The sequence below is a fragment of the Acidobacterium sp. S8 genome, assembly GCF_009765985.1.
Lineage (GTDB): Bacteria > Acidobacteriota > Terriglobia > Terriglobales > Acidobacteriaceae > Alloacidobacterium.
In genome coordinates, this window is the sequence record NZ_LMUM01000032.1 from 69,665 (window position 1) to 85,575 (window position 15,911).

Consider the following 15,911-nt stretch of genomic DNA (forward strand, 5'->3'; position numbering starts at 1 on the left):
GCTGATATTGTGAGCATCGAATGGCCCCTTGAATTGACTCCGCGAGGACGGCGTGGTTCGATGAAAATTGGTGAACCGCAAAACTGTCCTTCCGGTCGATCGGATTCTTCCGGAAATCATTACATCTCTGAAGCGCTCCCCTAACCTCGTGATCGAGGCATCGCCGGGCGCAGGCAAGACGACTCGTGTGCCGCCCGAGCTTCTTCGCCTCGTGAGCGGCGAGGTGCTCGTGCTCGAACCGCGCCGTATCGCCGCGCGAATGGCTGCGCGAAGAGTCGCTTCGGAAATGGGCGAAAAGATCGGCGAAACGATTGGCTACCATGTTCGGTTTGACGAAGTCGCCGGCCCGCGTACACGTCTTCGATTCGTGACTGAGGGCGTGTTGACGCGACGCCTGATTTCCGACCCATTCTTAAAGGGCGTGGACGCCATCGTGTTAGATGAATTTCACGAACGCCATCTAGAGGGCGATCTTGCGTTGGCCTTGTTGAAGCGCCTTCAGAACAGCCGGCCGGATCTGCGAATCGTAATCATGTCTGCCACGCTCGACGCCGCTTCTGTCGCTCACTATCTCAATGGTTGTCCGATCATACGATGCCCTGGAAAACTATTTGAGCTTTCGATAGAACATCTACCGTACTCGCCACAGCCACTCGAAGTACGAGTACGACAGGCGTTGGAACGGTTGACTGCCGAGGAGCATTCGGGAGATATCCTGGTGTTTCTGCCTGGCGCTTCTGAGATTCACCGAGCCATGCGCGAATGCCAGGATGCTGCGCGGCGAGCGGATCTGCTGATTTTGCCGCTGCATGGCAGTTTGCCTCCAGAGGCCCAGGACCGCGCAGTTGCACCTGCGGCAAAACCCAAACTTATTCTCGCGACCAACGTTGCGGAAAGCTCCATTACAGTTGACGGCGTAACCGCGGTGATCGATAGCGGTTTGGCTCGACTCGCGACCTGGTCGCAATGGACCGGATTGCAAACACTTGAGGTCAGCCGGATCAGCAAGGCTTCCGCAAAGCAGAGAGCGGGACGAGCAGGTCGCACCAGTCCCGGTCGCGTCTTGCGCCTCTACACGAGCGAGGATTATCAATTACGATCCGAGCACGATACTCCAGAGATTTTACGCAGCGATCTCTCCCAGCTTTTGCTCGGGCTGAGGGCAATGCAGATCGACGTCGGTAAAGATATCGAGTGGCTCGATGCACCGGCAGAAGCGGCAGTCAAAAGTGCACAGTTCCTACTGGATCGACTTGGGGCCAGCGGAAAAATGGCACAGCAGCTGATACGCTTTCCCCTTGCGCCACGCCTGTCGCGCCTTCTGGTCGAGGCGATAGAGCGAGGGATCAGCGACGACGGTTGCGTGGCAGCTGCGCTGCTTGCATCGGGTATGGACTTTGGGACCAATGATCTTCTCGCCGGCATGGATCAGCGTCGCGATCCTCGCCTTTCGCAGCCGCTTGAGCAGCTACGTAGAATTGCGCGACCTTCTCGGCAGAAGCATCACGATGAGGATGCACTGCTTAAGTCGGTATTGGCTGGTTTCCCCGATAGGGTCGCGCGGCTTCGTTCGGGCAATCAGGTGCAGCTCTCGACTGGCGCCTCCGCTGAGGTTATGGGCGCACCTCCACAGTATGAGTTCATGGTTGCCCTCGATGCGGAAGACCGCAAAGATAAGCCGCTGCCATGGATTCGTATGACAGCACGGATTGAGCCAGAATGGCTCATCGATTTGTTTCCTGATCGCGTGCGGGAGCAATGCAGTGTTCTGTGGAATCGTTCAGCCGAACGTGTGGACGCAATGAGCGTCCTCTTATATGACGAACTCATCATTCAGGAATCCCGCGGTGCTGTGCCTGATGCCGGGGCAGCGGCCGAGCTGCTTGCGAAGAAGGCGATGGAGGCCGGGATCGAGCGCTTTGTCGACCGAGATAAACTCGATCAACTCCTGTCGCGCATCGCGTTCGCTGGCTTTGAACCTCCTGATATTCAGCAGACTCTTCGAGAGTTGTGTTTCGGGATTCTTAGCTTCGCAGAATTGAAAGCTGCAGCTCGAAATTTCGTTTCGCTGCTGGAGCAGAAAGTTGGTGCCCGGCAGCTGAATCAGGTAGCGCCAGAATCGCTTCGATTACAAAGTGGCCGGCAGACGAAGATTCATTATGAGCTTGGCAAGCCGCCTTGGATTGCTTCACGATTGCAGGATTTTTTTGGTATGCGCGAAACTCCTCGAATCGGTGCGACCCAAACGCCTGTCGTCGTTCACCTGCTTGCACCAAATCAGCGGCCTGTGCAGACTACGACGGATCTCGCTGGATTTTGGGAGAGACTCTATCCTCAGGTCCGCCGCGAGCTGATGCGACGCTATCCCAGACACTCATGGCCGGAGCGCCCTTGAACTCTGCAGCGTTCACTATAGATGCCTGCGTCGCAGACGGTGTTCGTCGACCGAAACGGAAAGGGAAGTATATGGGGAAGACACCAGCGCTACGTGATCGAAATTGCTTCACGCGACGTGAGCTAATGGTTAGCGGCCTGAAGGCGATGATTGTTGCAAATGCGCTCCCCGTCATGTCGGCAAAGGTTTTCGAGATGAAAGCTTCGTGGCGTGCCATTAACATCATGAATTTTATCCGTGCCGAAGAGCCCCGCGAAAATATTGACTTGATGAAACCAGTGCGGGAGCAGATGGCGCTGATCAAAGCACATAAGTTCCCGGCCACCTGGCTGTTGCAGTACGACGCGCTGGTCGAGGGGCCATATGTCGAGTTCCTCAAAGCCGATATGCCTTCTGACCACGAGACGGGTATATGGTTCGAGATGAATCGGAAAATCTGCGACGATGCCGGTATCACGTGGCGCGGAAAACCTGAATGGGAGTGGGATTATCACGTACCCGTCGCCTACGCTATAGGCTATAGCCCGGATGAGCGTCGCAAGCTCGCCGACACCGCCATGGCAACCTTCAAGCGTATCTTTGGTCGCGACGCTAAAACAGTAGCATCGTGGAACCTGGATGCAATCTCGATTGCGCACCTTTCCGACCACTATGGCGTCGATGCCTTTGGCAATTGTCGCGATCAATTGGCTACGGACGGTTTCACGATCTGGGGAGCGCCCATCGCAGCTTACTATCCGAACCGGATAAATGCGTGGAGTCCCGCCTTGGAAGCGAAGAATCAGATCTCGACTCCAATGTTTCGCTTGTTGGGACAGGATCCCGTTTATTACTACGACAATCAGCTTCCTTATCCCGATACGATGGAGCCGGTTTGGACATCGGGCCAGTCCCAGACTTTTGTCGACCGTTTTTTCGAGATGATAGAAGATGCGCCGACACAATCTCTAGCCTATGCGCAGCTTGGGCAGGAAAACAGTTTCGGCTGGCCGATGATGAGCACAGCTTATTCGATGCAGATGGACAAGCTTGACCAATTGCGTCGTAGGGGAGGCGTAATCATCGAAACAATGGGCGAGACGGGACGACGATTTAAACGATCCTTCAAGTCAACGCCGACGCAAGCGCAAGTCATGTTGCAAGATCCATTCGGCAAAGTCGATGCCCCCAGCGCACCGTCTGGTATCAGAGCAAGCACTATCGGACGAATCTGCACTTTCGCGGCAGCGAGTTCTACCTGCGAGACCTCCACGTTTACAGCGATCAATTTCCGCAGCCATACCTCACGGAGCCCGTTCGGCAGCATGGCATCGAGCAGCGTTTGCTTGCTGCATTAGACGGCTATCACTGGAGCGATGCGGAAGTACACGCGGGACAGAATGGAATTCGTGCGTGCGGGCGATTCGTCGCAATCAGCTTGGACGGTAGCGCTACGCCACTGACGATGGCAGGCCTTCCGGTCGTTAGTGAAAACGGTACTGAGCTTCAGACCGATATCAGCTTGGCCCAGGGTGGCACGTTATCATGCATTTTTGGAGAGCAAACGATTTGCTTCAAATTGCAAGATGTTTCATCTCAGTCAAGGCTCGGCCTGATCTTTGAGTGGGTTTCAAGCCTCAGCAGCATACAAGGGGTATCGAAGGACCGACTCAACTATCGTTTCCGAGATTTCGACTATACAGTTCGAATATCGAATGGTGTTGCGTCTAAGACAGATCAGGGTGTGAGCCTGGTCTCTATGGACAAGAAGAGCTTATGCCTCTCGTTGAGCCAGGGCGAATGATAGCGTGACTTGAAGACGTCTGCCCTCGTTGAATATGGCTTGGTCAAGACCTTCCATGCGGCAATATCCCATAGCTGTTCTGGAAATAAATTTGATTTGGAGTTGATGCATGTTTAGGAGAGAGTTCATTCGCCTTACCTCGCTTGCGGCAGGCGCCGTTCCTTTTTCACGCTCAGCGAGATTGATTGCCGCAGAACAGCATGGCACAAATGTCTCAAATCCTGAGGATGGGAATTCATTCTCGGATACGGAACTGCTCAAGCTCTTCCGGGACCCACCGAACCGGTATCGGCCCATGGTGCGATGGTGGTGGAATGGAGACAGAGTCTCCGCGGGCGAAGTCACCCGAGAGCTTGATGTCCTGCAGCGAGCCGGAATCGGTGGCGTCGAGATCAATCCCATAAAATTCCCAGCAGAAGCCGACCCTCTCAACATCAAGGCGCTCACATGGATGAGCGATGAATGGATTGCTGTCCTAAAAGTCGCACTGCAAGGCTGCAAAGAAAGAGGCATGACATGTGACATGATCGTCGGCTCCGGCTGGCCATATGGTGGCGAGTTCCTTACCAGGCAAGAGCAGACCCAGATGATGGCGCTTGGCACTCGTGAGTTTTCCGGTCCGCAACATGTCCGTCTTACCTCTGAAGAATTGTTAGCCGACGTGAGTCCGCGGTTTGTTTCTCCCTACAAGAATCCGTTGAAGGAACTCTTTGCGCTTACGCTCGTGCCGTATGAATTGCATAGCGCAAACGCTGCGATACCGGTGGAGAAAAACCGGGAAGCTAGCGTCATAGAATTCGATGTGCCAGCAGGAAGACACGTCCTCTATTTTCTGGTCAAGCTGACAGGCTTCATGGCCGTCATCAATGGTGCACCAGGGGCAAGCGGTCCAGTCTTGAACCACTACAGCGCTCAGGCCGTCGCTCGTTATCTCGATCGTATCTCGGAGAGATTATCCAACACAGTCGGGCCGCTGGCCAGTCACTTTAGGGCGTTCTTTACGGACAGCATTGAGTTAGAGGGAGCGAATTGGTGCGACGACATGCTCTCCGCATTTAGGCGCAGACGGGGATATGATTTAGCTCCATATCTACCGTTTGTGTTATTCAAAGTCGGCGAAATGGGAAATGCCGTCTCCGCAGCCTATGGGGCCAGTTTTACTCCGGATTTCATAGGGCAGACGCAGCTTGTGCGTTATGACTTTGAAATAACAAAGCATGAGTTATTCCTGGAGAGATTTGTTTCCACCTTTGTCGATTGGTGCAATCGAGTGGGTGTGAAATCTCGCATGCAGGCCTATGGCATGGAGTGTGATCCGATTGCGGCCGGTATGATGATCGACATCCCGGAATGTGAAACGTGGATCCGGTCCGAACAAATTGAGGAGTTCGGCAGCGGCGATTACGCTCATGGCCGCAGCTACACCATGATTAACAAGTTCGTTTCTTCTGCCGCGCACTTTGCCGGTAAGCAGCTCATCAGCTGTGAGGAAATGACAAATACCGATGATCCGTTTCATGCCTCGATGGAACGGATAAAAGTCGCAGGCGATCAGAACATGTTGACCGGCGTAACTCAGTCCGTGCTGCACGGGTTTAACTACAGCCCTCCCGCTGCGCCGTTTCCTGGCTGGGTTCGATACGGTACTTATTTCAGCGAACACAATACATGGTGGCCTTACTTCAACCTTTGGGTGACCTATAAAGCGCGCCTCTCTGCGCTCTTTCAACACGCTGAAATGCAGGCCGATATCGCGATCCTTCCTCCGGAGGCGGACCTTGCTTCAAAATATGGATTCCAGCGGGATCCGTTTCCCAGGCTCGCTTACCCTGCCTATCTTTATAAAATCTGGGAAGTGGTTCACCAGAATGGAAGCGGGTGCGACTATCTCTCGGAAGAAATAATCGCTAAATCTAACATCGAACAAGGCAGGCTCGTTTTTCATAACAGGTCTTACAAAGCCATCATCATGCCGGCCGTCGAGTCGATACAACCTGTCACAGCAGAGCGGCTGCAGTCGTTCGTTGAATCTGGCGGAACGGTTATTTTCATTGATACAACTCCGCATCTTGCAGCCGGCTTGGCTGATCAAGTCACAAACAGCAAGACGGTCCTCGATTACATCTCCGCAATGCGCACGCGTCATCCACTCCGCACGCCGTTGGTGCCAGTCAATGAAAGTGAGATGGTGCGATGGTATCGCGAACTGCAGGCTCGCTACGAGCTTCAACCAGACGTCATGATCAGCGCACCGACAGATTTCATCAGCCAGATCCATTACCGCAGTGGCGCGCGGGATATTTTCTTCTTTACTCACTACGGGCCTCAGGAACGTCATACGTTTGAGGCGACTTTTAACACCGGCGATAAGGTGGCATGGCTATGGAACGCAGAATCCGGCACGCGTGCGCCTTCCCAGATCGATGGAAAAAGGAATGTGCTCACGATCTCACTAGGTCCATCCGAATCGAAGCTGATCATCTTCGAGCCTCCAACGAGACTCACAAGTGACGGTGATAATGCTGTCCAGACACTTCCTTATAGAAAAGCTTCGAATGCGTCTTCACAAGACAAAGTTATCCGCGGTCCATGGAATGTAAAACTCGAACACGTGGACGGCACAAAGAGATCCATCGTTCTAGAGGATCTTGTTGACTTCAATGAGCGCGAAGACCTGAAGTCATTTGCTGGCACAATTACCTACAGCAAGCAGATCAGCATCGATAAAGCGGGTGAGCATCTGTGGCTGAATCTTGGGCATGTTCATGCGATTTCTGAGCTTGAAGTCAACGGTCATCACCTGGGAGTTCGCTGGTATGGGGAACATCTTTACGATCTTTCCAGCGCCCTCACCCCCGGCCTCAACAACGTATCGATTAAGGTAGTTACGACCCTGGGTAATTACATGAAGACCCTGGCGGATAATGCGACCGCGAAAGCGTGGACCTCCGATACACCCTTTTATCCCTTGGGACTTATCCCTCCTATATGTCTCGTGATGGGCGAGTGACATTTACATGGCGATGATCCGCGATTATCGACGTTCGAGCACAAGTCGAGAACTCGGAAACTTGCGAGACAGGCTTTCACCCTGACACGCCCCTGGCATGCAATCCTCTTAGCTTTTCGGAGTTTTGTGAAAAGTCTTCGCTGGCTGAACGATACTAAGCGGAATATCATCGTGGCTGCGAGAGGCTATGCCAGTGAGTGAACATGGAATAAATATTGCTCCTACCCGCAGTTGGCCGGCGCTGCCTGAGAGCGCATGGAGCGACACGCGTACCACTTTGCAGCTCTGGATGCAGATCGTTGGTAAGATCCGGCTCGCGCTCATGCCGGCGATCAACCATACCTGGAGCGTGACACTCTATCCCAGCGTCCGCGGTTTTACCACTTCTATCATGCCGTACGGCACTCGCACATTACAGATAGACTTCGATTTTCGCAATCATCTGCTGCAGTTGGAAACCAGCGAGGGACTCAGCAAGACCATTCCTCTCCAGTCGATGACCGTCGCGGTATTTTACGGAAAGGTGATGGCCGCGCTCGATGATCTCGCTACCCCAGTACGCATCTGGCCTGTACCGGTTGAGATGGCTCAACATATTCCGTTTGATCAGGATCACACGCATCAGGCGTATGACCCGGAATATGCACAGCGCTTCTGGAATATCCTGCTGCAAACGACGCGGGTTATCACCATCTTTCGTGCCCGCTTCGTCGGAAAAGTGAGCCCGATTCATCTTTTCTGGGGAGCGCTCGATCTCGCCTGCACTCGTTTCTCCGGCCGTACCGCGCCTGAACATCCAGGCGTAGCCGGGTTGGCTGATCGGGTAACGCGCGACGCCTATTCGCACGAGGTCAGCAGTTGCGGTTTCTGGCCGGGAGCAACCGGTATTGAACCACTCTTTTACAGCTACGCATATCCCGAACCGCCTGGCTATCGTGAAAGCTCCATCGCTCTTGGGCAAGCTTCATTCGACCCGAAGATGGGCGAATTTGTGCTGCCCTATGAAGCGATGCGCCTGTCGGCTGATCCTGACTCCACCCTGCTTCAGTTTCTGCAGAGTACCTATGAGGCAGCAGCAAACTGCGCCCACTGGGATAGGGGTGCTCTCGAAGTCGCAAAAATTATCACCTGAGCAGTTCCGGAATGAACTCCTCCAACCGCGGTTGGTCTGTTCGAGCAGGAAAGAACGCAAACGTCGATCGACGCATTGGGCGGCCGTTAATAAATTTATAAACTTTGCATTTTTGATATTGACATAAAGATTACTGGGTGAGATATTTTCATCTAAATTTAGTCTCCATTTCACACCTTTTGAGACACAAAGCTATGTTAGCCACAACAAGAGGATTCCCTCGCTTCTCTACCATGCTTGACGCGCGAGGCTACATCCTTATTCATCGCCCGATGGACTAAACGATATCTCCCTTCGCAGTCATCTCTGTTTTCGCCTGAGCTGTCGTTGCACACCAGTAACACCTCGCTGTCACGATCTTCTGCCTAGCGCTTGCGAGAGGATTTCCTCGCAAGTATCGGGATGCGTTTGCAGTCAAATTTGCGGAGGCTTATGCTTCGTCGCCCTTTCATAGTCATAGTTTTCTGTCTTGTTAGCTGTCTTCAGCTATCCGCGATTGCCAGTCACAAAGCAAGGGGTTCGAAGAAGCTTCTTCAACCTTTGAAGCGAAGTCAGCCATCTTCCTTCAAAGGCTACAACCCGACCGAGTCGAAGCTCATTCCCTGGGTACAAAAGCATCTTACTCAGCCACAGTCTGCGGCAAAGCTGAATGCAAATCAGCAAGTAAGTGCTGGTGAAAGCACCCCACCGACAAACGTGCCTGGTTTCGGCGCCTTTCTCGATGGAAAAACTTACTCGGATGGTCTTGAGACGAAGTGTGCCGATGCGCCAGACAATTGTGGGGTATTTGTTGCTTTGAGTAAAGACTTTGACGGAGACGGAAAGGTAGACCTGGCAGTCGTTCAATACGACGGCACTGTCAATATCATGTTGAATGATGGCGCAGGAGGCTTAAAAGATCCAATTGTATATAGCCCGCCCCCAAATGCCGGAGTCACTTATGCAACAGCAGTCGATCTCAATGGAGACGGGTATCCCGATATCATTGCTTCCGACGCTTCTAATACCAACTTAATCGTCTATCTCAATCAAGGAAACGGCACCTTCGCCACGCCAGCAAGTATTCCAGTAAATACTCCCGACGACGCAGAGCTCGATGCAATCGGCGTAACCGATATCAACGGAGATGGCAAACCGGACGTTGTTGCCTTGCTCGACAGTCTGACCTTTACTGACTCGGGCGATCTGGTAACCACTCTCACCATTCAGACGTTCTTCGGTAAAGGTGATGGCACTTTTGTAATCCCCACTGAAGCCCAAACGACACAACAAACAATTTCGGGGCAGGCAGGTTTCGGCGGCATGCTCGCGTTCGGAGATTTTCGCCATCGCGGAAAATCCGATCTGGTCTTTCTGCAGGCGGTCACCAACTCTTCAGGCTTTTTTGGCGATGTCTCTGCTGTTCTGGCAGAAGGAAATGGTGACGGCACATTTTCGGCTCCTAAAAACGCTGTGATTATTAAAAATGTGACACGCTCATTAGGCGACCTTCGGGTCGTAGACTTAAACGCGGATAACAATCCCGACATTGCCTTTGAGGGTTCGACCGGATTGATTACCGCGCTGAATAATGGCGACGGCACCTTCGGAGCGCCAATCACGGCGCCCTTATCTCCGGCCACTCTTCTTTTTGACGACATAAATGGAGATGGTTATCCCGACCTTGTTATGAACGGTGGAACGCTCGCTGTTTATCCAGGGAAGGGTGATGGCACATTTGGTACGCCCCCCGCAGAGTATCTGGATGCGGATGGTACGGGGCAGGGAATTCGGCTCGCAGACTACAACGGGGACGGCATTCCGGACATAGTAGAGATCAACAATAATCCGCGCGAAGCCTCTATCTTCCTCGGGCAAGGAGGAGGTAAATATACCGCGGCACCTCTGCTTTCTTCTGCAGCAGATCCAGTGCTGGACGCGAATCAATTGGTGTTGCAGACCACAGGAGATTTCAACGGCGATGGATACAGCGATATTCTTGCGGTCAACGCGGGAAATGGGGAGCCGTCGTTGGAGACAGCACTAAGCGATGGAACGGGAAGCTTCATCTACAAAACAGCCTTATTGCAGAGGCAATTTCCCACCCTGGCTTACGTTCAACCTGTCACCGCGGATTTCAATGGCGACGGCAGGCAGGACATTATCCTCACCGGCTATGTTGGAACTCTTGCCGTTGCCCTGGCGAACAGCGACGGAACCTTTGCAAATCCGACCAGTATCCCACTGGGTCCTCTCAGCTGTGTCCCCAACTATGCAGGAACCGGTGACCTTACTGGAAGTGGACACCAGGACATAGTGATTACTTACCCGGGTGACTATAACTGCGGAGGAAACGGATCTACTCCCTCCGGCTACTTTATCGTTCCCGGCAAAGGCGATGGAACCTTCGGAGCTCCTCAGTTTTATCCATTCGGTGAAGAACTTTTTTCGGTCACCATCGCAGATATGAACGGCGATGGCATCCCTGACCTCGTTCTGAACGATGAACCATTTGACATTGTTTTTTCCCCGTACTTCGCCGTCTACTTTTTAGCCGGTAAGCATGACGATACTTTCGGTGAGCCCCTGCTGGTGAGTAGCGGAAATGTGATCAGCCAGATCATCGCAGGAGACCTCAACCAAGATGGTAAACCCGATCTGGTTATGTTCAGCGAGGGGGCCCAGCAGGCAGGGGTAACCGACAGTGCAGCGGGCATCCAGCTCTATAAAGGACGCGGAGACGGTTATTTTGACCCGCTAACCCAATTGGCGGTTGGGAATTTTTACGAAAGCGGCTTTCTCGGCGACGTGAACGGAGACGGAATACCCGATATTACAGCCGCGTTGCAGGGAACCATATATCCGACGGGTCGCTTGGAAGGCCTTACCGCTTGGCTTGGCCTGGGTGGGGGATATTTTTCGCCGATCAGCACACAGATGCCGCGCGGTTCTACAAGTGTCGCGGCCGGCCACTTCTTGCCGGATAACACCACTAGCTTCGTCGTTCAAATAGCGTATATAGATGCGGCCGCCATTATGTTGAACCAGGGTGGCGATTCACTTGCCTTGACGCCTTCCTCGTCTTCTTTGTCTCAGGGCGATACTTTAACGCTTTCAGCGAGCATTACCAGCACCTTCGCGAATGGCAGCCCGACGGGCAGCATCTCCTTTGCTGCAGGTGGTGTTTCACTGGGCACAGCGCCCGTAAGCAATGGGACCGCGGCGCTGAGCACGAGCGCGCTGAGCATTGGTACAAGCCAGATTACTGCAACTTACTCTGGCGATACACACTACAACGTAGCAAGCGCAACTGTGCCGGTTACAGTTGTTGCGATACAGCCGTCGATTTCTGTCAGTTCCATCCCGCCGACTCTGACTCTGCAGCCTGGTGCAACTGGAACGATCGCCGTAAGTGTTGCTGCGAATAACGCATTCACGGGCACCGTCACACTTTCATGCAAAGGCGCGCCGCAGGAATCGTCATGCAACGTCGCGCCTGCCACAATCCAATTAACGCCGGGACAGAGCATCGTCGTTACCGCCGTTGTCTCCACCACGCCTCCAAATGATACGTATCAGGCAGACAAGCGAAATCCAGATAAACCATCGCCCGTGGATAGCGAAATCTGCTTAGCGCTTGCACTCTTGTGCATATTGCCGGTTCGACGTTTTCGGCGTGGAATCACCATCGTAGTGGTCGCGTTTTCAATCGCTGCTATGGGGCTTCTAGGTTGTGGAGGTGGCGGAAGCTCTAAAGCTCCGCCTGTATACGGAGGCACGCCGGCCGGTACTTACACGTTGAATCTTACAGCTACATCTGGTTCCCTCAGCAGTACAGTGCCCATCACATTGAAGATTCAATAAGTCGAAATTGTGGAGCAAGATGCCATGATTGCGTGCGGCGGTAAACATGATGCATTTTAGGAATCGCTTGGTGAGGACAATGACCTACAAGAGAATTTTTTCAGGTCTTCGATATGCTGCTTTTCTGCTGTTGAGCATATCTATGGTTGGAGCCGTAAAGTTAAGGGCTCAGACCACCACCGGATTCATCAAGCCGGTTCCGCAAATTCAGGGAGAGATAGATTCCAGCAGGCTTGTGGCTCTCCCAGGGAATGTACATCCCATGGCCAAGGCTGCGTACGATACTGGAGTTGCTCCTCCCGATCTCGCATTAAAGCACATGACGCTGGTTCTTAAACAGAGTGAGTCGCAGAAAGCAGCATTGGATACGTTGCTCGCGGACCAACAGAATCCGTCATCAGCAAGTTATCATCATTGGCTTTCGCCTACCGAATTTGGATCGCAATTCGGAGTTGCTGAAGCAGATATCCAAAAAATAACTACTTGGCTCGAATCCTACGGTTTTACCGTTGAGTCGGTGTCAAACGGTCACACACTCATTCGATTTTCCGGAACTCATGTGCAGTTGCAAGCGGCATTCCACACTCAGATTCACAGCTACAAAGTGAACGGTGTAGAGCATTGGGCAAATGCGACAGATCCTGAAATTCCTGCTGCTATGGCACCCGTAGTTGCCGGTTTTAGCTCTCTCAATAGCTTTCGGCCGAGAGCGCAGCACACATCGCCGCGCTTGATACGAAAAAGCCAGCAGAATGGGAAGTGGAATTCGGTTCCCGGTTCAACGCAGATCTCGCCTGCTTTTTCGACAACCGATAGTCAGGGCGACAATCTGTTTGTTATTAGTCCCTATGACTTTGCGACCATCTATAACGTGCGTCCACTCTGGAATGCAGGAATCGATGGCACAGATCAGACCATTGCAATCATCAGTGATTCCAACATCAACACCGCCGACATCGATTACTTTCGGTCGACCTTTGGCTTGCCAGCTAAGAAGCTGAACTTGTTCTATCCAACGGAAGATCCAGGAGTCAATGGGGATGAAGGAGAAGCCGATCTCGATGTGGAATGGTCAGGCGCGGTGGCAAAGAATGCCACGATTGACCTGGTCGTCGGTGAGAATACCAATGTCTCTGACGGTGTTATTGATGCCATCGCTTACATAATCAATAACAATCTCGCACCTATTATGAGTGTGAGCTATGGCGCATGCGAACTTGAACTCGGTACTGCAGGCAATACGTTCCTCAACGAAGTATGGCAACAGGCAGCAGCTCAAGGTATCACTGCGATGGTTTCCTCGGGAGATGCCGGCTCTGCAGCCTGTGATCAAGGATTCTCTTCTGTGAGCCATGGTCTTGAAGTCAGCGGCTTTGCCTCGACGCCATATACGGTGACCGTTGGCGGCACTGATTATTACGCTTCCTTCGTCTCGCCCAATACTTATTGGAACACGACGAATGATCCGACCACATTGGCCTCGGCCCTGTCTTACATACCGGAAACTACCTGGAATAACAGTTGCGCAAATCCTGACATATTAAAGGTGCTTCAGAGTAACGGTGTTACCGATAGTAATGCTGAAGCGTTATGTAATGACGCCAGCGAACAGCAATACTTCATATCAACCGTCGGCGGAGGCGGAGGTAGAAGTAAATGCATCGACTCGGACGGAGATGATAATGCAACATGCAGTAATGGGAATCCAAAGCCTGAATGGCAGACCGGAGTTCCCGGCATCCCTGCAGACGGTGTGCGCGATCTGCCTGACATTTCTCTCATGTCCGGTAACGGGTTGTGGGGTAGCTTCTATGTCTATTGCCAGTCCGATGCGGTCCCCGGAGGCAAATGTGATGTGAACAATGCCCTGGAGGGCGCGGGCGGAACGTCTTTCGCGTCGCCAGCGTTTGCAGGCATCATGGCGTTGGCTGAACAGAAGACTCATTCGCAGATAGGAAATGCCAACTACGTCCTATACAAGCTTGCAGCTATGCAATCTTCCGATCCAGCACTCGGAAGCGCCTGCCAGTCTGGCAATGTTACTACCGGAAATAGTTGCACCTTTTATGACATCACGAATGGCACAATCGCCCTTCCATGTATTGATGGCACGGCTAACTGTACCGCTTCTATCAGTGGCGACACTTTTGGCATTCTGCCCGGTTACGATGCAGGGCCAGGCTACGACGTAGCAACCGGGCTTGGCTCCGTCAACGCTTACAATCTGGTTGAGAAGTGGAGTACCGCCACCGCTACATTCATGCCCTCGAAGGTAGTTCTCACGGCGAGCAGTCCTACGACCTTTATATACGGTTCAAATTTGTCGCTGCAGGCTACCGTTACGGCGCAACCGCCCGCCACAGGTACTCCTGGCGGAGATATCGCAGTCACCAGCGATGCATCCCTGGCCAATGCGAAATCCATAGCTGATGCCACACTGCAAAATGGAGGAGCCTCTCTTCAGGTAGGCCAACTTCCTGTTGGTTCTTATAACCTGTACGCTCGCTATGCAGGCAACTCGCTCTATTCTCCGAGCCTCTCTTCAGGTGTTTCCATCACTGTGTCCCCAGCTACTCCCGCAGCTTCCCTTAGTGCAAGCCGCACTACGCTGGCAGGCAATCCAAATACAACAACTCTCAGAGTGACGATGACAGGCGCTTCTTTCGGAGCCGCGCCGACGGGAACTATCGTATTCACCGATACAACAACCGGATCTGCGTTGGGCTCAGCCTCGTTGCAACAAAGTATTACCGTGACCAACGCATCCAGCGCAGAGTTGAATGTCACAATTCAGCAATTAGCTTCCGGCGCAAATCATATCTCCGCCACTTATTCAGGCGACGGTAGTTACACTTCTGGAAATCCAGCCACTGCGATTGTTACGGTAACACCTGCGTTTGCAGTCACAGCGAATCCGTCTTCACTCACTTTGTCCGCTGCTTCGCCAGCGCAAAACCCGGTAGTTGTGACCGTAGTTCCGGCAAGCGGGGCGAACAGCTCAGCTCCCATCAGCTTCTCCTGTCCCAATCTTCCCGCCGGATTGACCTGTGTATTCGGCCCCGCCACCACAGGTGCAAACGGAGCAGTTACGTCTCAACTAACAATCCAGCTGGGAGCGCCGCTCATCTCTTCGTCTGCGCAATCGCAGTCGTCGTTGCCATCTCGCATTCTGGAAACAGGTACGGCCACCACCTTCGTAGCGCTTCTCCTCTTCGGGTTGCCCAACCGCCGGAGATGGCCGTGGCTTTCTATATGCCTCGTCGCTATAAGCGCGTCCTCTGTCCTGATTGGATGTGGTGGCGGCGGTAGTTCGGGAGGTTCGGGAAATCAGGGAGGAGGCAGTGGACCCACTTCGCCCACGGCAACCACAACCAACCTCGCTGTTTCTTCAAACACTCCGGCCTTGAATGGCCCCGTTACCTTCACAGCGCAGGTAAGCTCGCAGAACCAGGCCGATGTGCCGACAGGTTCCGTAACGTTCTTCGATGGAACCAAAAGTCTCGGAAGCGTTTCGCTTGTCAATGGAACCGCGAAGGCGGAAACATCCACACTTTCTCTTGGAGTTCACTCAATCTCAGCGCAGTACCAGGGTGATGCAAATAACAAGACTTCAGCATCCCCATCATCCAGCGTAGATGTAACCTTCAGTGCTCAGATTGTTGTTAGCGCCGCAGACACCCTCGGAAACACCGGTACAGCCAGCGTCGCCTTAATGGTGCAATAGGGGAGGCGGGACAATCAGGGGGTC

6 protein-coding genes are annotated in these 15,911 nt (G+C 53.1%); all 6 read left to right on the forward strand.

What is annotated here, in order from left to right; all coding sequences use genetic code 11:
- Positions 1-70 precede the first annotated feature (70 nt).
- The 6 genes from hrpB (at position 71) to GSQ86_RS14735 (ending at position 15,887) form a co-directional block, all read left to right on the forward strand.
- Entirely contained in the window at positions 71-2,395 is a 2,325-nt protein-coding gene (gene hrpB / locus GSQ86_RS14710; protein WP_158750701.1) for an ATP-dependent helicase HrpB, read from the forward strand.
- A 71-nt stretch (positions 2,396-2,466) separates the two neighbouring features.
- Complete coding sequence (locus tag GSQ86_RS14715) at positions 2,467-3,732, forward strand: hypothetical protein (RefSeq protein WP_158750702.1); 1,266 nt, start codon at positions 2,467-2,469, stop codon at positions 3,730-3,732.
- A gap of 555 nt (positions 3,733-4,287) precedes the next feature.
- Entirely contained in the window at positions 4,288-7,188 is a 2,901-nt protein-coding gene (locus GSQ86_RS14720; protein ID WP_158750703.1) for a glycosyl hydrolase, read from the forward strand.
- A 187-nt stretch (positions 7,189-7,375) separates the two neighbouring features.
- Positions 7,376-8,320 carry a DUF5996 family protein gene (locus tag GSQ86_RS14725; RefSeq protein ID WP_158750704.1) on the forward strand — a complete coding sequence of 315 codons (945 nt, stop codon included), beginning with the start codon at positions 7,376-7,378 and terminating at the stop codon, positions 8,318-8,320.
- A gap of 540 nt (positions 8,321-8,860) precedes the next feature.
- Positions 8,861-12,163 carry an FG-GAP-like repeat-containing protein gene (locus GSQ86_RS14730; RefSeq protein WP_158750705.1) on the forward strand — a complete coding sequence of 1,101 codons (3,303 nt, stop codon included), beginning with the start codon at positions 8,861-8,863 and terminating at the stop codon, positions 12,161-12,163.
- A 142-nt stretch (positions 12,164-12,305) separates the two neighbouring features.
- Positions 12,306-15,887, forward strand: coding sequence for an Ig-like domain repeat protein (locus tag GSQ86_RS14735; RefSeq protein ID WP_254062403.1), 3,582 nt, complete (start codon positions 12,306-12,308; stop codon positions 15,885-15,887).
- Positions 15,888-15,911: the final 24 nt, after the last annotated feature.